Annotated in this window: 15 protein-coding genes; 13 read left to right on the top strand and 2 right to left on the bottom strand. The window is 58.6% G+C overall.

Going from position 1 to position 17,766, the window contains the following annotated elements:
- Positions 1 to 120: 120 nt before the first annotated feature.
- The 9 genes from gltX to N5W20_RS08690 all read left to right on the top strand — a co-directional run bounded on the left by gltX (position 121) and on the right by N5W20_RS08690 (position 11,719).
- Positions 121 to 1,527 (top strand): glutamate--tRNA ligase, encoded by a 1,407-nt coding sequence (gene gltX / locus N5W20_RS08730; RefSeq protein ID WP_319806753.1) that lies wholly within the window; start codon positions 121 to 123, stop codon positions 1,525 to 1,527.
- Complete coding sequence (locus tag N5W20_RS08725; protein ID WP_319806752.1) at positions 1,520 to 2,458, top strand: aspartate carbamoyltransferase catalytic subunit; 939 nt, start codon at positions 1,520 to 1,522, stop codon at positions 2,456 to 2,458. Before gltX ends, N5W20_RS08725 begins: the two co-directional genes overlap by 8 nt.
- A complete protein-coding gene (locus tag N5W20_RS08720; protein ID WP_319806751.1) occupies positions 2,455 to 3,756 on the top strand; it encodes a dihydroorotase in 1,302 nt (433 codons plus the stop codon). Before N5W20_RS08725 ends, N5W20_RS08720 begins: the two co-directional genes overlap by 4 nt.
- Positions 3,746 to 4,387, top strand: a complete 642-nt coding sequence (gene plsY, locus N5W20_RS08715; RefSeq protein WP_319806750.1) for a glycerol-3-phosphate 1-O-acyltransferase PlsY — start codon at positions 3,746 to 3,748, stop codon at positions 4,385 to 4,387. The genes N5W20_RS08720 and plsY overlap by 11 nt, the downstream gene beginning before the upstream one ends.
- A 49-nt stretch (positions 4,388 to 4,436) precedes the next feature.
- Positions 4,437 to 5,573 carry a DNA-processing protein DprA gene (dprA, locus tag N5W20_RS08710; RefSeq protein WP_319806749.1) on the top strand — a complete coding sequence of 379 codons (1,137 nt, stop codon included), beginning with the start codon at positions 4,437 to 4,439 and terminating at the stop codon, positions 5,571 to 5,573.
- Between the two features lie 28 nt (positions 5,574 to 5,601).
- Positions 5,602 to 8,265: a type I DNA topoisomerase gene (gene topA, locus N5W20_RS08705; protein ID WP_319806748.1), complete on the top strand. Its 2,664-nt coding sequence runs from the start codon at positions 5,602 to 5,604 to the stop codon at positions 8,263 to 8,265.
- Between the two features lie 194 nt (positions 8,266 to 8,459).
- Entirely contained in the window at positions 8,460 to 9,980 is a 1,521-nt protein-coding gene (locus N5W20_RS08700; RefSeq protein ID WP_319806747.1) for a S41 family peptidase, read from the top strand.
- 8 nt (positions 9,981 to 9,988) lie between these two features.
- Positions 9,989 to 10,321, top strand: coding sequence for a DUF1491 family protein (locus tag N5W20_RS08695; protein ID WP_319806746.1), 333 nt, complete (start codon positions 9,989 to 9,991; stop codon positions 10,319 to 10,321).
- Between the two features lie 264 nt (positions 10,322 to 10,585).
- Complete coding sequence (locus N5W20_RS08690) at positions 10,586 to 11,719, top strand: OmpA family protein (protein ID WP_319806745.1); 1,134 nt, start codon at positions 10,586 to 10,588, stop codon at positions 11,717 to 11,719.
- 52 nt (positions 11,720 to 11,771) lie between these two features.
- Here N5W20_RS08690 and cysK read toward each other — a convergent pair whose 3' ends face one another.
- Positions 11,772 to 12,716 (bottom strand): cysteine synthase A, encoded by a 945-nt coding sequence (gene cysK, locus N5W20_RS08685; RefSeq protein ID WP_319807878.1) that lies wholly within the window; start codon positions 12,714 to 12,716, stop codon positions 11,772 to 11,774.
- A gap of 174 nt (positions 12,717 to 12,890) precedes the next feature.
- On the opposite strand from cysK, the gene N5W20_RS08680 reads away from it, so the two are divergent.
- Positions 12,891 to 13,340, top strand: a complete 450-nt coding sequence (locus N5W20_RS08680) for an RrF2 family transcriptional regulator (RefSeq protein ID WP_319806744.1) — start codon at positions 12,891 to 12,893, stop codon at positions 13,338 to 13,340.
- Positions 13,341 to 13,376: 36 nt separating this feature from the next.
- Here N5W20_RS08680 and N5W20_RS08675 read toward each other — a convergent pair whose 3' ends face one another.
- On the bottom strand, positions 13,377 to 13,910 hold the full coding sequence (locus N5W20_RS08675) for a hypothetical protein (RefSeq protein WP_319806743.1): 534 nt from the start codon (positions 13,908 to 13,910) through the stop codon (positions 13,377 to 13,379).
- A gap of 317 nt (positions 13,911 to 14,227) precedes the next feature.
- Here N5W20_RS08675 and N5W20_RS08670 point away from each other — a divergent pair, with 317 nt between their 5' ends.
- The 3 genes from N5W20_RS08670 (at position 14,228) to N5W20_RS08660 (ending at position 17,754) form a co-directional block, all read left to right on the top strand.
- The gene (locus N5W20_RS08670; protein WP_319806742.1) at positions 14,228 to 14,779 is read left to right on the top strand and encodes a hypothetical protein; all 552 of its coding nucleotides are present in this window, start codon (positions 14,228 to 14,230) and stop codon (positions 14,777 to 14,779) included.
- 63 nt (positions 14,780 to 14,842) lie between these two features.
- Positions 14,843 to 16,855: a DNA gyrase/topoisomerase IV subunit B gene (locus tag N5W20_RS08665; protein ID WP_319807877.1), complete on the top strand. Its 2,013-nt coding sequence runs from the start codon at positions 14,843 to 14,845 to the stop codon at positions 16,853 to 16,855.
- Positions 16,855 to 17,754, top strand: a complete 900-nt coding sequence (locus N5W20_RS08660; RefSeq protein WP_319806741.1) for an EamA family transporter — start codon at positions 16,855 to 16,857, stop codon at positions 17,752 to 17,754. Before N5W20_RS08665 ends, N5W20_RS08660 begins: the two co-directional genes overlap by 1 nt.
- Positions 17,755 to 17,766: the final 12 nt, after the last annotated feature.

Below are 17,766 nucleotides of genomic sequence, written 5' to 3'. Positions count from 1 at the left end.
CATGAATCGCCATTTCACGCAAAGCCGGGGGCTCAGGCCCGTCGCCTGTCCACCGAAACACGTGCGCACTCTTTATTAAGTCAATAGTCTCGTTTCCGGAGACGTGCTATGAGGCGTGATATGACCGTTCGCACTCGATTTGCCCCTTCTCCGACGGGATTGCTGCATATTGGCAATGCTCGCGCTGCCCTTTTCAATTATCTTTTTGCCCGCCATCACAAAGGTGAATTCCTCCTTCGAATTGAGGATACGGACCGGGAACGTTCGACGCAGAAAGCGGTCGATGTCATTCTGGACGGCTTGGACTGGTTGGACCTCAAACCGGATGCAGCGCCGGTTTATCAATCCACGCGCCAGCAACGCCATACGGACGTCGCGCAGGAATTACTGTCGCGCGGCCTCGCCTATAAATGTTTCTGCACGGCTGATGAGTTGAAATTAATGCGTGAGCAGGCGGTCGCGCAGGGCCTCCCGCCGCGTTATAATGGCTTCTGGCGTGACCGTGACCCCTCTGAAGCCCCGTCGGGCGCGCCTTTTTCCGTGCGGCTCAAAGCGCCGAAAGAGGGTGAAACCGTCATTGAAGATCTTGTTCAGGGTGCGGTGCGTGTCGCCAATGCCGAGATGGATGACCTCATCATTTTACGCTCGGATGGCTCACCCACTTATCTGCATGCCGTTGTCTGTGATGATCATGATATGGAAATCACCCATGTCATTCGCGGCGATGACCATCTGACGAACACATTTCGTCAGGCCATGATCTACCGCGCCATGGGTTGGGCACTCCCGCAATTCGCGCATCTTCCGCTGATTCACGGGCCGGATGGCGCGAAATTATCCAAAAGGCACGGCGCGCAGTCCGTTGTTGATTTCCGTGAGGCCGGTTATCTGCCGGAAGCTCTGTGCAATTATCTCCTCCGCCTCGGCTGGGGCCATGGCGATGCGGAGATCCTCTCACGCGAGGCGCAGATTGCCCTTTTTGACCTTGATGGCGTCGGGCGCGCGCCTTCCCGGATGGATTACACCAAACTCGCCCATCTTAATGGCGTCTATCTCAGAGAGGCTGACCCCGCGCGTCTGACGGAAGACGTCGCCGCGCGCCTTGCTGACAGGAGTGACGTTATTGTTGATGACCTTTTCCGAGAGCGCGTATTGAAGCTCATGCCCGGTTTACAGGCACGCGCCAAACTCCTGACGGACCTTGCTGAAAGCGCGGCCTTCCTCGGTAAAAAGCCGCCCTTGTCTTTTGACGCCAAGGCGGAAAAACTTCTCGACGCGCCGACCCAGGCCATCTTGCGCCGTATCGCTGACAAGCTCGCACCGCTTTCCCCCTTCGACGCGCCCACGATCGATGCGGCCCTCCGTGCTTTTGCGGAGGAGGCGGGCCTCAAACTCGGCCAGGTCGCACAACCTTTGCGCGCAGCGATGACCGGGAGCCTGGTGTCACCCGGCATTGACGCGACATTGGCGGCGCTCGGACGCGACGATGTGCTGGCACGGATCGGAGCCGCGACGGGCCATGGCTGAGCTTTCCTCACGGCTTCATCTTCTAGGGATTGAAGGCATGTCCAGAAAGGACATCCTTCCCTATCTCGACCTTGCTGAAAATTATGTTCTGCTCAGCAGGTCGCGTTCATCCCCGCGTGAAGCTTTGAGGGGGCGCACGGTTGTCAATCTGTTCTTTGAGGACAGCACCCGCACCCGCACCAGTTTTGAGTTGGCAGGCAAGCGTCTGGGGGCCGATGTCATTAATATGACGGTCGCCACATCCTCCGTTAATAAAGGTGAGACGCTTCTCGACACAGCCGCGACGCTGAATGCCATGCGTTGTGACCTGCTGGTTGTCCGTCACGGCCAGTCCGGCGCGCCCGCTTTACTGGCCCAGAAAGTCGATGCACATGTCGTCAATGCCGGGGACGGCATGCATGAGCACCCGACCCAGGCGCTGCTTGATGCGCTGACGATCAAACGGCACCTCAATAGGCTCAACGGCCTGACGGTCGCGATCTGCGGCGATGTCGGCCATAGCCGCGTGGCGCGCTCCAACATTCATCTTCTAACCGCTATGGGCAGCCAGATCCGCCTCGTTGGCCCACCAACCCTGGTCCCCTCGGTCATGGAAGAATTGGGCAATGTCATGGTCATTCATGATATGGATGAAGGCGTCCGGGGCGCCGACATCGTCATGATGCTGCGGATGCAGAAAGAGCGCATGGAATCCGGGCTTGTGCCCAGTATGCGTGAATATTTCCGCTTTTACGGGCTGGACCGTCGGCGCCTGCGTCTCGCGAAGGAAAATGCCCTCGTCATGCATCCCGGCCCGATGAATCGGGGTGTTGAAATCGCCTCAGACGTCGCGGACTCCGCGCAAAGCGTCATTCAGGAGCAGGTTGAAATGGGTGTCGCCATTCGTATGGCGGTGCTTGATCACCTCGCACGTTCGGAGCATACGCCGTGAATACGCTTATCTTCGAGAATGTCAGCATCCTTGACCCGGAAGCGAAGAAGCCCGCGCCGGGTCGCCTTATTGTCAAGGATGGCCTGATCGCCGGACAGCTCCCACCCGGGACGGAAGACGCGCCGGAGGACGCCGTGCATATTGATGGCGGCGGTGCAGCTTTATGCCCCGGCCTGATTGACCTGCGCGCCTCAACAGGTGAGCCGGGGGCGGAATATCGTGAGACCTTCACCGCCAGTCTCGACGCGGCGGCGGCGGGCGGTGTCACAACCATGGCCCTGCTACCCAATACGCGCCCCGCGATTGATGAGCCCGCCCTCGTGCGGCTGTTGAAAGCACGGGGTGATGAGGATGGTCGCGTCACCATTCTGCCTTACGGCGCATTGACGCATGGGTGTCTGGGCCAGGACATGGCGGAACTCGGCCTTCTGTCAGAGGCAGGCGCGATTGCCTTCACGGACGGCCCCCACGCCATTGCCGATACAAAGCGCATGCGCCAGTGTCTCGCTTACGCAAAGGGCATTGACGCGCTGGTGATGCAGCATCCTGAGGACCCGTCCCTCGCCCGGGGCGGCTGCGCCACGGCCAGTGAACGCGCCACCCGACTGGGCCTGCCGCAGATCCCGCCCGCAGCGGAAGCGATCCTGATGGCGCGGGACATCCGTCTGGCGGAAATGACCGGGGCACGCCTGCATTTCGCGCATGTCTCGACCGCCGAGGGGCTTGAACTGATACGCGGTGCCCGCAAACGCGGCCTGCCGATTACCTGCGATGCGGCGCCGCCTTATTTTTATCTGGATGAGCGTGAGATCGAGGGTTTCCGCACTTATGCGAAACTCTCACCCCCTTTGCGAGAGACATCAGACCGGGATGCGGTGCGCGCCGCTCTGGCGGATGGCACGATTGACGCCATAGCCTCTGACCACACACCCTGTGATGCGGATGATAAACGCCTGCCTTTTGCACAGGCGCGCGCAGGCGGCACGGGCCTCATCACATTACTGCCGATCACCCTGTCAGAAGTTGCTGCCGGTCGGCTTGATCTGCTCCAGGCCATTCGATTGCTGACATCATCACCGGCCCGCCTTCTGGGCGTGGCGGGCGGCACACTCAGGAAAGGCCGCCCCGCGGATCTCTGCCTGTTTGACCCTAAGGCACGCTGGACGATCACGGCAGGCGCATTGGCTGGCGGCGCGCAGAATACGCCTTTCGATGGCCGGGACGTAACGGGCAAGGTCATCGGCACCTGGAAGAACGGTCGCCAAACCTTTGGAGAGGGCCTGGGCCATGACGCTTAACCTTCTTCTTCTCGCCATCATTGTGCTGAGTTATTTCTGCGGCAGCATTCCTTTCGGGCTGATCTTGACGCGTCTAGGCGGGGAAGGCGATATCAGGCAGATTGGCTCAGGGAATATCGGCGCAACCAATGTCCTGCGCACGGGCCGGAAAGGGCTTGCAGCCCTCACATTGCTGCTTGACGGAATAAAAGGCGCCGTGCCCCTTCTTGTTCTGCACGGGCTCGATTTTTACCCGCTTCAACCTGGCCTTGCCTGCGCTTCCGTCGCTGTGGTGGTGGGTCACTGCTTCCCGGTCTGGCTGAAATTCAGAGGGGGGAAGGGCGTCGCGACCGGTCTGGGCGCGCTGATCGCTTTGTGCTGGCCCGTCGGGTGCGTGTGTTGCCTCATCTGGCTTGCGGTCGCGCGGCTCTCTCACATTTCGTCCGCAGGCGCACTTGCGGCTTTCGCGGCTTCCGTGATTCTGGTCGCACCCCTCAGCATGCAGCCTCTGCATTCACCTCTGCCCGTCGCCACGTTCATCATCGCGCTGATTGTCGTGATAAGACATGCCGGAAACATCCAACGGCTGGTCGCGGGGACAGAAAAACCAATCGATATTGATGCCCCGCCGCAAGATAAGATAAAGATCTAGACATCCAATAACAAATATTGCCGACCTTGCGCGGCGGTTGCGTGGGCTTATGTCAAAGACACTCACTCCACGGGAAAAGATTGCACGCCTGCGCCTGATCCGATGTACCGGGATCGGGCCTGTAACATTCCGCCGCCTGCTTGATGAATATTCAGATGCCACCACCGCGATTGAGGCCCTGCCTGAGCGATTGCGCCAGGCCGGGCACCGTGCTCTGGCCATCCCGCCGACGGGTGAGATTGAGGCGGAGTGGGTCAGAACGGAGAAATGCGGGGCGCGCATCCTGTTTTTCGATGATCCCCTTTATCCACGATTGATGAAAATTGTGCCGGATGCGCCCGCCGCCGTGACAATATCGGGTGATGTCGCGCGTCTGTCCCAACGTTCCGTCGCCATTGTCGGCGCGCGCAATGCCTCGGCAGCCGGGCTTCGCGTGGCGGAAACATTGGCGACAGGGCTGGCGGAGGCCGGTATTGTCGTGGTCTCCGGTCTCGCTATGGGGATTGATCGTGCCGCCCATATGGCGGCCCTATATCCAGGCTGCACGGTGGCCGCTTTGGCGGGCGGAATCGACACGATTTACCCGCCTGAAAACAAGGCCCTGCGCGATGACATCGCCGCACGCGGCTGCCTGATAACGGAAGCGCCTCTGGGCACTGTGCCGCAGGGACGGCACTTTCCACGGCGCAACCGCCTGATTGCCGGCATGTCGCAAGGCGTTGTCATCGTGGAAGGCGGGCTTCGTTCCGGGACATTGATCACGGCGAAAATGGCGCTTGATTATGGCCGCGAAATTTTCGCGGTGCCCGGCTCTCCGCTTGATCCGCGCTCCCGCGGGGGTAATGATCTGATCCGACAGGGTGCCATTCTGACGGAAACCGTCGATGACATCTTAAGAAATCTCGCAGACACGGTTGACATGCGCCGCGCCCCGCCGCAAACAACGCGAAAAGCCTTTGATACAACGCAATTATCCCTGCTGGACACATCACAGCAACCGGATAATGACCCACGACGCCGCATTGCATCTTTACTTTCCAACACACCAATTTCCGTTGACGACCTCGTCGATAAAAGTCAATGCTCCGTTTCGGTCGTGTCATCTGTTCTTTCGGCGCTGGAACTTGATGGCGAAGCGACATTTTTACCGGATGGTCAGATCGTGATGCTGCAGCCGGAAGTTTAAGCAAGCGCCGTTCGAAACGGGAGACAAGATGACGGACGTAGTCGTGGTAGAAAGCCCGGCCAAGGCGAAAACGATCAATAAATATCTCGGCGGTGGCTACACGGTGCTGGCGTCGTTCGGGCATGTGCGGGACCTGCCGCCGAAAGATGGCAGCGTCCGGCCGGATGAAAATTTCGCGATGGACTGGGCGACGGATGACCGCGGCGCCAAGCATATGGGCGATATTGCGCGCGCCCTGAAATCCGCCAAATCGCTCTATCTCGCCACGGACCCGGATCGTGAGGGTGAAGCGATTTCCTGGCATGTTCAGTCTGTGCTTGCGGAGCGCAACCTGCTTAAAAATATCAGTGTGCAGCGCGTCACCTTTAATGAAATCACCAAATCGGCGGTGCAGCGGGCCATGGCCAATCCCCGCGCCCTGGACCAGCCGCTGATTGACGCTTATCTCGCACGTCGCGCGCTGGATTACCTCGTCGGATTTACGCTGTCCCCGGTATTATGGCGCAAACTCCCGGGAAGCCGGAGCGCCGGACGCGTCCAATCCGTCGCTCTGCGGCTTATCTGCGAGCGGGAAGCGGAAATTGAGGTCTTCAAAAAGCGGGAATATTGGAGTGTCAAAGGGCTTTTCGAAGAAAAATCGGGGCAGGAATTTCTTGCACGTCTGACCCATCTTCATGGCAAAAAGCTCGAACAATTTGACCTCGAAAATGCGGAAGCCGCTGAGGCGGCGCGCGCCCTCATTGCGGCAGGTCAGTTCTCCGTCTCGGATGTTGAGCATAAAAAGCTTCGCCGTAACCCGTCACCACCTTTCACCACCTCAACATTACAGCAGGAAGCCTCACGCAAACTGGGGATGAGTGCCCAGATCACCATGCGCACCGCCCAGCAGCTTTATGAAGGTGTGGATATTGGTGGTGAGCATGTCGGGCTTATCACCTATATGAGGACGGATGGTGTCCAGATGGCGGCTGAAGCCATCAGCGCCATAAGGGGCCATATTCTGGATAGTTTCGGGGAGCGATATCAGCCTGAGAAGCCGCGCGTTTATTCAAGCAAGGCGAAAAATGCGCAGGAGGCGCATGAAGCGATCCGCCCGACCGATGTTCGGCGTCGCCCGGAAGATGTGGCGCGTCACCTGAATCCTGATCAGTCCCGCCTCTACGAACTCATTTACAAACGCGCTGTCGCGGCCCAGATGGCCTCTGCCGAATTGGATCAGGTTTCCGTCACCTTGACCGACGGGCAAAATATTGTGACGCTGCGGGCGACGGGCACAACCATCGCTTTTGACGGCTTCCTGCGACTTTACCGCGAGGGTCGGGACGATATCGCGTCAGAGGATGATGAGAACCGGCTACTCCCCCCCATGATGAAGGGCGACCCGGTCCAGACGAAAGACGCCCAGGCGGAGCAGCATTTCACGCAACCGCCCCCCCGTTATTCTGAAGCCAGTCTCGTCAAGAAAATGGAGGAAATCGGGATTGGGCGTCCTTCAACCTACGCCTCCATCCTCTCCGTTTTGCGGGATCGCAGTTATGTGCGGCTCGATAGCCGACGATTTGTTCCGGAAGATCGCGGAAGGCTGGTGACGGCGTTCCTGACATCGTTTTTCGAGACTTATGTTGATACGGATTTCACCGCCAGGCTGGAGGAGCAGCTCGACGATATCTCAGATGGCCGGGCGGACTGGCATGATGTCATGCGCGCTTTCTGGAAAAATTTTTCCCACGCCGTGGATCAGACAAAAGATCTGAAAATCTCCGATGTGATTGATGCGCTGGATGAAGATCTCGGCGCTTACTTCTTTCCCCTTCGGGAAGATGGGGGGGATCCACGGCAATGCACGGCGTGCGGGTCAGGACGTCTCGGGCTGCGGCTCGGGAAGTTCGGGGCTTTTATCGGTTGCTCCAATTACCCGACCTGCCAGTTCACGCGTCGCCTCATCGCTGAGGATGGTGCTGAGGCACCGAGCCTGAAAGACGGCATCCGTCATCTGGGCATGGATGCCGAGACGGGAGAAGAACTGACAATCAGGCGCGGCCCTTACGGGCTTTACGTTCAGAGGGGGGAGGCGGACCCTGCGGATAAGAAGAAAAAGCCCAAACGCGTCGCCCTGCCCAAGAGCGTCGATGCCGAGACACTGAGCCTTGAACAGGCCCAGGGCTATATCTCCCTGCCCCGCAAAATTGGCCCCCACCCGGAATCCGGCGAGATGATGGAGGCGGGTCTCGGACGTTTCGGCCCCTTCATAAAAATGGGCGGCATTTATGCCACGCTTGGTAAGGATGATGATGTTCTGACGGTTGGCGCCAATCGTGCCGTGGATTGCCTGGCCCAGAAACTGGCCAGCATCCGCAATCTTGGCAAACACCCGAAAGATGATGAAAGTGTGATGATCCGTAAAGGTCGGTTCGGGCCCTATGTGCAGCATGGGCAGATCATCGCCACCCTGCCGCGCGGCAGTCACATGGATGACGTCACGCTTGATGAGGCTGTGACCCTGCTGGCTGAAAAAGGGAAACCCCTGAAAGCCCCCGCGAAGAAAGGCGTCAAAAAAGCGGCCTCCAGCGCCAAGAAGCCGGGCGCAGACAAAAAAGCCACGACGAAAACCCCGAAAAAGGCGGCAGCCAGCGCGACGCCACGGAAGCGTAAGGCGGCTAAAGCCAAGCCGGAGGGGCCGGACGCATCGTGATGGGCCGTCACGGCCCGCGCGCTTTTGAAGGGCCCGCGGCAAGCCGCATTTGCATTGCACGAAAAATTTTTTACACTGTATAGTGTCTGGCTGTATTTCGGTCTGCAAGGTCCTCTGCCCTGAAACCCTTCAAAGCATCCTTTGCACAAAATGCACGGCCTTTATGCAGTGCCCTTTTCTGTGCATGGCTTGTCTTGACGCCGATCCAGGTCAGGGCGGATGAGGTTGTGACCCTCAATCAGAGCCTCGTTGCCAGCGTCATTGAATCCGCCCTCCGCTTTATCCATCCCCGTACGCTTGAACCACAGGATTTTAGGACTTTCTGTTTCTGGGGACTGGATGGCCTGACAGCCATCGACCCTTCCATTTCCCTCACCATTCTGCCTGGTGATGGCAAGACATCGCAATCTGTCAGAATGGATATCGGCCAGAAGGAGATCGCCAGCTTTACCCCCCCCAATGGTGCGGATTTATCGAGCTGCGTCCAGTTCACCATCAAGGTGTTCAATACGGCCTGGGCGCACTCGAAAACTTTGCGCGCCGTGGGTCAGGAAGCGCTGATGCAGAGTTTCTTTGATGAGCTCTTCAACCATCTTGACCCATATTCCCGCTATGTCGGCCCTGACCCCGCCGCCGATGACCGGCGGGAGAGATCAGGCGATGAAGGCAATATCGGTGTGACATTGGGCCTGTCACATGATGCGGTCATTATCGCCTCCATCAATGCCAATGGTCCGGCATGGTCTGCCGGGCTTGATGCGGGGACATATCTTCTGGCCGTCAACGGGCAGCGTGTGAAGGGCGAAAATCTGGACGAGATTGCGTCCATGCTGCAAGGCCCCGCCGGGCGGGCCGTCAGGCTCACCCTGCGTAAACCCGGTGAGGCCGCGTTCGAGCAGGAAATCCGCCTTCAGCAGGTCCCCCCGCAGACCGTCTATATCGAGGTCAAAAACCGGGTGGCGATTTTCCGGATCACGGCATTCTCTTCCGATACAGCGGAGGAGCTTAGCCAATATCTTGATCAGGCCCTGACGGAAGATAAAATCAGAGCCATCATCCTGGATTTGCGGGGAGATCGCGGCGGCGTTCTGCAACAGGCTGTGACAGCGGTTGCGCTGGTCCTGAATCATGGCATTGCCGTGGTCACAAAAGGCCGAGACCCGCAAGCCAACCACATCTGGACCGTGCAGGGCGGCGATATGACGCAAAATCTGCCGATCGCCATCCTCGTCGACGGACGCACGGCCAGCGCGGCGGAAATCCTTGCCGCTGCGCTGGCGGACCATCGGCGCGCCGTCGTGGTTGGCAGCGCCACTCTAGGTAAAGGGCTGGTGCAGGCCGTCGGGCAGATGCCGAATAAGGGTGAAATCTTCGTGACGTGGAGCCGCGTGCTCGCCCCTTTAGGTTGGCCCCTTCAAGGCGTGGGCATCATCCCTCAGATCTGCACCTCACGTGGCAGCGCCTATCTGCAGGAGCAATTATCGGCTCTTCAAACCGGCCACTTACTGAATGAAAGTCTCATCCGCGTTTCACGGGATTTACGCTATCCCGTCCCCGTGCCCCGCATCCTCGAAATCCGGCGTCAATGCCCCGCGGCCTTGGGAACAGAGGCCGATCTGGATGTTGCCAGATCCATTGTCACGCATCCCCTTCTTTACAAAGCAGCGTTACGGGCGATACCCGATATTGACGCGCCGAATACTCAGCTTCCCTGACAGATCACATGAGATTGAAAACAGAATTCTGGATTCGCGCCCTGATACGACAGCAGGCGCAGCGCGGCAATATCGCAACAATTGTCAAAAAAGGTGATATTGATGCCGGCACGCCGTACATCATATTGATCGACAGAAACCGAGACATTGCGGTATTGAGGGAACGCGCACTCTCAGATGGTTGGGAGCGCCTGCCTATGGCGAGCCAGGGTGATCTTGACTCGTTCTTTATCCGTCAGGAGAAATATGATCCGGATCTCTGGATATTGGAGCTTGAAACCTCTGCTGTTTCTGACCCGATTGAAAAAGAGCTGACAACCCGGCATGGATCATCCGACTGACATATGGCGGGGGACAAGGCTGATACCCGCTGCATGGCGGGGAAAGTTTCCCTTAATCCGGATCATGATACAGGGTTCGTGACCCTTCACCATGATGCGAACCTTTGGGCGCGCTGCGTCTTTTAACACAACAATGATCCCCCAAAGGCCGGGGTGATCACCGAGCACGGAGAACATGCGATGGCAACCCGGACCCGACACGATAAGCTAAACGGGTCATGCGCCGTTAAAACTCCATCGCGCGCCCGCGGGAAACGCGCTGACATGCCGCGTCGCCATCGCCTGGCAGGTTCGGCGCTCGGCCTGATTTTTTCCGTCGGGACAATCTGCGTTGCAAAGGCCCAACCTGTGACCGGGCTCTATATTAACGGTGAGGGCGGTGCGACTTTCAACCAGGATCAGGTTAATCGCAGCTCTCCCAGTTTCCCGGTCGGACGCGATAAATATGATGTCGGGGCGGCAGGGCTGGGCTCAGTCGGTTGGGGCTTCGGCAATGGGTTCCGCGTTGAGGTTGAAGGCAATTATCGGGACAGCAATCTCGGTTATTATCGCAGCAACCATGGTTCTCCGGTTACAAGTGGCGGTCAGAAAGTCTATGGCGCCATGGCCAACGCATTATTCGACATGGATCTGGGGAAAAACTGGATCTTCCCTTATTTCGGCGCGGGTATCGGTTATGCGTGGCAGAGAAGCGACTTCAATATCGCCATTCCGTCACTCGGTTATAACCAGCATGTTGGCGGCACATTCGGCAATTTCGCCTATCAGGCTATTTTCGGCCTCGCCTTCCCGGTCCCGCACGCGCCGGGCCTATCTCTCACGACCGAATATCGTTTCATGACGATGCTGGGGCCGCAAAGTCACCATGGCCGCGCAAATGGCGTGCTGACAGATGCTGGCTATACGCCGGGCGCCGTGGCGGAGGGAAATCGCTCAACCACGACTTATTTCAATCATTCCGCCATGCTGGGTTTGCGGTATGAGTTCAACCCGCCGCCACCGCCTGCGCCGCACGTTGATACGCCGGTTCAGGCACCCGGCCCTGCCCCGGCACGCACCTATCTTGTCTTCTTCGATTGGGACAAAGCCGATCTCTCAAACCGGGCACGCGCGGTGATCGAAGCCGCCGCCCAGAATGCCTCGCATGTTGGTGAGACGCGTATCAAGGTGAACGGCTATACGGATAATAGTGCGGGCCAGCCGGGTGCGCGCGGCAAGGCCTATAATATGCAGCTCTCCCTCCGCCGGGCGCGCGCGGTTAAATCTGAGCTGATTCGCGATGGCGTGGCTGAGGGCACAATCGAAACACGCGGTTTCGGGGACGCGGACCCACTCGTACGCACGAAGCCGAACACGCGTGAGCCGCAAAATCGTCGCGTCGCCATCATCCTTGACTGATCATGAAGCGTCGACATGGGCAGGCGCGCCCGCTTTATTGCGGGCGGGTCAGTTAAACGAGGCCGGTAAAGAGCGACGTGGAGAGATATCGCTCCGCAAATGAGGGGATCATCGTCACGATGACCTTCCCCTTATTTTCCGGCGCCCGTGCAAGCTCCAACGCGGCGGAGAGGGCTGCGCCGGATGAAATCCCGATCGGAATGCCCTCCACCCGTGCGCAGAGACGCGCCGCCGCAATGGCTTCCCGCTCCGAAACGGTTTTGACCCCGGTCAGGAGGGACGTGTCGAGTATATGCGGGCAAAAACCCGGCCCGATCCCCTGAATACCGTGCGGACCGGGCCGATCACCATGCAGGACGGCGCTCTCAGAGGGTTCAACGCCCCAGAACGCCATACCGGGCCGTCGCGCGCCCAGAGTGCGTGCGATACCGGTTAAAGTGCCACCTGTTCCGAGACCTGCGACAACCATATCCACCTGGCCCTGCGTGTCCGCCCAGATTTCTTCTGCCGTGCCACGGGCATGGATGTCAGGATTGGACGGGTTGTCAAACTGGCTGGGCATCCAGGCATCCGGCAATGAAGCCACAAGCTCACGCGCGCGGTCGATCGCGCCGGCCATCCCGCGGGATGAGGGCGTTAATTCCAGATGCGCGTTCAGAAGGCGCATCATTTTCCGGCGTTCGGTTGAAGCACTCTCCGGCATGGTGACAATCAACCGGTAACCCCGCGCCGCCGCCACAAAGGCGAGCGATATACCCGTATTGCCGGAGGTTGGCTCAATCAGCACCGTGCGCCCGGGCGTGATCAGGCCCTGCGCCTCGGCGTCTTCAATCATCGCCAGGCCAATCCGATCCTTGACCGATCCGAGCGGATTGAAAAATTCGAGTTTGAGAAGGATCTGCGCGTGGAGCCCTTCCTTCTGTTGCAGGCGCGGCGCTGCGACGAGGGGCGTTGCCCCCACTGTCTCAAGAATTGACCCGTAGACCCGCCCATGCATGCGCGGCCCCTGCCTGCGCCCCGCGGCGGACTCAGCCGCGTTTTCAATCGCGATCCGAGATGCCGGTCCTTGACCCGATGACATAATAACCTCCCGCGCATGACTCGATAACGCTATTTTAAAATACGACGTGAAACTGTTATATATAAACAGGCCATTCGGAGGAAATTTAAAATGTATCTGCGACGTGACAGAGCGATGACGGCAGTCACCGTCATGTTGGACATCGCTTTTCACACGGGGCGCACGGACCTCGTCAGCGGCGTCGAGCTTGCGGCGCGTACGGGCCTGGCACGTCGCGGGATTGAACCCGTTTTGCAGACATTGTCCCGCAGCGGCCTGCTGGAGAGCGTGCGCGGCCCCAAAGGCGGTTACCGCCTGGGACGGGCGCGACGCGATATCTCACTTGATGATATCGCACAGGCCGTCCTGCTTGATGAGCCTGCGCCGATGGATGATACATCCAACCCTCTTTTCCGGGAGGTTATTGACCCATGCTGGCAGACACTTGACCTTCGAATGAAAAAAGAAATGGCGGAGATTTCATTGGAGGAGCTGATCCGTCGCGCGGAGAAACGCGGCCTGCGTCGTCCGGTTGAGGAGCCGATTACTTTCTCGATTTGAGACCACAACCCCGGCCATCGCCGGGGCGGTCATGCTTCACGCCTTTTGCGCGCTGGCTTTTTCGGTTTCGTTGGTCGGTTTTTTTGCCGCGTCCGCTGTCGAGGCTGCTGGCGTCGCGCCAGCCTCCAGCGTTGAAGCCGCGCCGGGCGTCACGGGCACGATGGGTGTGGCCTGGACATTTACCTTGACGTCAAGGGCGACACGCGGCGCATCAATTGACGGAATCAAAATGACGGTAAAAGCATCATCGCCTGCATAGGCGGTGTCGGCGCGGTAGTTCAGGTAGGTCTGCCCCTCATAATTATAAATCAGCACCTTGCCCTGCTGCGGATGGGGCACGACGCCGAAAGACGCGTAACTTCCGCCCTCCGGCTTCTTGAGGGTGAGGGTGCAGAAGCCGTCATCACTTCTCACCGTCATTTCAGTTGACAGTTTACGACCGTCTTCCTCAGATTTGACCGGCGTGAGCTGACACAGAGCCGATTTTTTGAGATTGCCATACGGGTCAGGTGCGATCAGACGTGCCGGCAGAACCGGCCGATGACAGGCCGCGAGCACGGCAGTCATCACAGCGAAGCCTAAAACCTTTTTAACACGCAGCAAATTTTTAACTCCCCTCTCGGACGACCGACTATGGTGGGGTCGGCCATGCGTTCATATGACGGATCGTTTGCACAGGAATAATCGGAAAAACGAAAGCGCGCCGCCAGCGTTTCTCCCCCAATAATCCCAGGAAGTGACGACGTGCCCACCTTATCCATTTCAATGCAAGCGCTCAAATGCAAAAATGGGTTTATTTTGCGCCTTGTCCGTCGTAATTCTTTCCGCATTCGTCCCGGTCCCTCGCGCCTTAACGCGCCCTTACAATTCCATCTGGAGAAGTTGTCATGAAGCCACGTCACGTTGTCAAAATCTTCAGACAAGCGTGCAGCTTAGCCGGGCTTTTTCCCGCCGCCCTTCTCTTTGCTTCTCCGATCGCGCAAGCCGCCGCCACATGCGGTGAGTCACCTACGCATGAGGCTTTCAATGTGCAGGGTCTTAAAAGTGAATTGATGGTGACGGCGCTCTCATGCAGTGCACAGGATCGCTATAATGCCTTCGTGACGAAATTCAGGCCGAAACTCGCGGAGGAGGAGGGACGTCTCGATCGCTATTTCCGCAGCAATTACGGGCGGGCCGCCAGTCGCCAGCGTGATGATTACGTGACCCAGCTTGCAAATGTTCAATCCAAAGGTGGCGTGCAGGCTGGCACGGTTTTCTGCGCACAGCGCATGCAGATGTTCGATGAGATCGACGCCCTCAAGGACGGCGCGGATCTCTCACATTATGCGGAGGGTAAAGACATCGTCCAGCCGGAATCTTTTGAGTCTTGCAGCGGCCCGCGTAACACGACAACCTGTGCGCAGCAGCATCGTCGCAGACGCAGCGCGAAACACTGATATGATGGTGACGAGACCGGCCGCGCGCCCTGACATGCAACGCCTCTACGCCGAAGCACGATGATGAGCGACGATCTCTTCCCCGGTCAAAGCCCTGAGCGCCCGAAACGTGAGCGCGCCAGTAAGGCGGCGAGCGTGTATAACGCCGCGCAGATTGAAGTGCTGGAAGGGCTGGAGCCTGTGCGCCGACGCCCCGGCATGTATATTGGCGGCACAGATGATACGGCCTATCACCATCTGGCCTCCGAGATCATCGATAATGCGATGGATGAAGCCGTCGCCGGTTTTGCCGATGTGATCGAGGTCAGTCTCGAAAGCGCCGATACGCTTTATGTGCGCGATAACGGGCGCGGCATCCCCGTCGATGCCCATCCGAAATTCAAGGATCGCTCCGCCTTGGAGGTGATTTTCACAACCCTCCATGCTGGGGGGAAGTTTTCGGGCAAAGCCTATCAGACATCGGGGGGTTTACACGGTGTCGGCTCATCCGTTGTCAATGCGCTCTCCTCCTTTCTGCAGGTGGACGTCACACGCGATCGCGCTCTTTGGCGGCAGGTTTATGCGCGAGGCGTCCCGCAGTCAGCGCTTGAGAAAATCGGCAAAGCGTCGGGGCGCAGCGGCACCGCGGTGCGTTTCACCCCGGATCATCAGATTTTCGGTAATCTTGGTTTCTCAGCCGATCGGCTTTACCGCCTCTGCCGGTCAAAAGCGTCGCTCTTCCGCAATGTCACGATCCATTGGAAGATGGCAGCGGAATCCATCAAAAAAGCGGACGACACGCCGGAGACGGACATCATCCATTTCCCGAATGGTCTGGCGGATAGTCTCATCACGGAGCTTGAAGTGCCTGAAACGCTGCTGGCCCCGTTATGGGCGGGCGAGGCACAACTCCCGAAATCCGCCAATGGAGAGGAAAGTGGCCGGGTCGAGTGGGCGATTGCGTTTATCTCTCGCGGTTCGGCCGCCATCGCGTCATTTTGTAACACCATCCCGACCCCTCAGGGCGGCACGCATGAGATCGGCCTCCGCGCCGCGCTCCTGAAGGGCTTCCGCCATTGGGGCGAGCAGCGCGCGATGAAACGCGCTGGCGTGATCACAGCCGATGACATTATGGGCATGGTCGCCAGCAAGCTCTCCGTCTTCATCCGTGACCCGCATTTCCAGGGTCAGACGAAGGAGAAACTGACAACGCAGGAGGCTGCGCGCCTGGTTGAGGGGGCGTTGCGCGACCGGATTGACCATTGGCTGGGCGGCAACCCCGCGCAGGCGGATCAACTCCTCACCGCGATTGTTGAGCGGGCGGAAGACCGGCTGCGTCGGAAGGAAAACCGGGATACGCTGCGCAAAAGCGCGACGCGTCGCCTGCGCCTCCCCGGCAAATTGACGGATTGCACGCGCGAGAACGCAGCAGAGACCGAGATCTTCCTTGTCGAAGGAGATTCAGCCGGTGGGTCCGCCCGTCAGGCGCGGGACCGAGAAACCCAGGCCGTGCTGCCACTACGCGGCAAAATCCTGAATGTCGCCTCCGCTACAGCCGAAAAACTGCGCGCCAATCAGGAATTGAAAGACCTCGTTGAAGCCCTTGGCGCCGGAATTGGCGGACAGTTTGATTCGGGAAAGCTGCGTTATGGCCGTGTCATCATCATGACAGATGCCGACGTTGATGGCGCGCATATCGCCTCCCTCCTGATGACTTTCTTCTACCGCGAAATGCCCCGCCTGATTGAAGGCGGCCATCTCTACCTTGCGCAACCGCCGCTTTACCGCCTGACGCATGGCCCCAAGACCGTTTATGCGATGAATGATGATGATCGGGATCGCTGCATCAAGCGGGATTTCAAACCAAATGCGCGCGTCGAAATTTCCCGCTTTAAAGGTCTCGGTGAAATGCCGGTGAGCGATCTTAAAAAAACGACAATGGACCCTCGCCACCGCACAATGCTTCGTGTCATTGTCCCACGGGAAGACGAGTCTCTGACTCGCAATCAGGTGGAGAGCCTTATGGGACGGAAGCCCGAGCTGCGCTTTCAATTTATTCAGGAGCGTGCGCGTTCCGTTGAGATGCTTGATATCTAATGCGCCTCCTGCGTTTCGGTCGGAAGTCGCGGGGATGGTCACGTGTACAGGCTGTGCTCGCCCTTGTTACCGGAATGTCGTCTTTCGAGATCGGCGCGGCGATGGCCAAAAATCTTTTTGGCACATTTTCCGCCGAGCAGATGGTGGGACTTCGCGTCTGCCTGGCCTCCGTCATGCTCCTCATCCTGGTGCGGCCGCGCGTTGAATATCTGACCCGCGCCAATATCAAGCTCTTCATCCCCTATGGCGCGGCCATGGCGATGATGAACCTCTTTTTCTATATCGCGCTCAGCCGGATGGCTTTGGGCCTCGCCGTCACAATTGAATTTATCGGTCCGCTCTCATTGGCCCTGTTCGGCTCACGGCGTTGGATGGATATATTCTGGGCGTTGATCGTCATGATCGGCCTCTTCCTGATCCTCCGGCCGGACAGGTCCTTTCATAATGTTGACCCGATCGGTGTCGCCGCCGCTTTATGTAGCGCTGTCGGTTGGATTATTTACCTTCTCGCCGGGACACGCGTCAGTAAAGTGGTGCCGGGCGCACAGGCCGCCGCGATTGGCATGAGTTTTGCCGGACTCCTCCTCCTGCCCTGCTTCGTGATCGCCCTCCCCACAGCTTACGCCAACCCTTCAGCAAGCCTGACCGCAATCTGGATTGCCGTGCTTTCCTCCGCGATCCCTTATTTGCTGGAAATCATCGCGATGCGTCGTCTCAATCCGCGTGAACTGGGCATTCTCCTGAGCCTGGAACCAGCATTCGGCAGTTTCTCCGGGATTATATTCCTCGGGGAGGCGCTTTACCTGTCCCAATGGATGGGCATCATCTGCGTGATGGGCGCTTCAGCGGGTAATGTCCTGTTCCGAAAGGTCAAATCACCTTCCAGCGCAAAAAAATAGGACGAAAGTCCT

It is taken from the genome of Candidatus Kirkpatrickella diaphorinae (genome assembly GCF_025736875.1).
GTDB lineage: Bacteria > Pseudomonadota > Alphaproteobacteria > Acetobacterales > Acetobacteraceae > Sorlinia > Sorlinia diaphorinae.
This window is presented reverse-complemented; position numbering and strand designations above follow the sequence as displayed.

Excerpts from the sequence above, each read along its gene's own strand:
- gltX (WP_319806753.1), top strand. The coding sequence starts at position 121 with ATGACCGTTCGCACTCGATTTGCCCCTTCTCCGACGGGATTGCTGCAT.
- N5W20_RS08695 (WP_319806746.1), top strand. The coding sequence starts at position 9,989 with ATGAGATTGAAAACAGAATTCTGGATTCGCGCCCTGATACGACAGCAG.
- cysK (WP_319807878.1), bottom strand. The coding sequence starts at position 12,716 with ATGCATGGGCGGGTCTACGGGTCAATTCTTGAGACAGTGGGGGCAACG.
- N5W20_RS08670 (WP_319806742.1), top strand. The coding sequence starts at position 14,228 with ATGAAGCCACGTCACGTTGTCAAAATCTTCAGACAAGCGTGCAGCTTA.
- N5W20_RS08690 (WP_319806745.1), top strand. The coding sequence starts at position 10,586 with ATGCCGCGTCGCCATCGCCTGGCAGGTTCGGCGCTCGGCCTGATTTTT.
- N5W20_RS08660 (WP_319806741.1), top strand. The coding sequence starts at position 16,855 with ATGCGCCTCCTGCGTTTCGGTCGGAAGTCGCGGGGATGGTCACGTGTA.
- N5W20_RS08725 (WP_319806752.1), top strand. The coding sequence starts at position 1,520 with ATGGCTGAGCTTTCCTCACGGCTTCATCTTCTAGGGATTGAAGGCATG.
- N5W20_RS08680 (WP_319806744.1), top strand. The coding sequence starts at position 12,891 with ATGTATCTGCGACGTGACAGAGCGATGACGGCAGTCACCGTCATGTTG.
- dprA (WP_319806749.1), top strand. The coding sequence starts at position 4,437 with ATGTCAAAGACACTCACTCCACGGGAAAAGATTGCACGCCTGCGCCTG.
- N5W20_RS08665 (WP_319807877.1), top strand. The coding sequence starts at position 14,843 with ATGAGCGACGATCTCTTCCCCGGTCAAAGCCCTGAGCGCCCGAAACGT.
- topA (WP_319806748.1), top strand. The coding sequence starts at position 5,602 with ATGACGGACGTAGTCGTGGTAGAAAGCCCGGCCAAGGCGAAAACGATC.
- plsY (WP_319806750.1), top strand. The coding sequence starts at position 3,746 with ATGACGCTTAACCTTCTTCTTCTCGCCATCATTGTGCTGAGTTATTTC.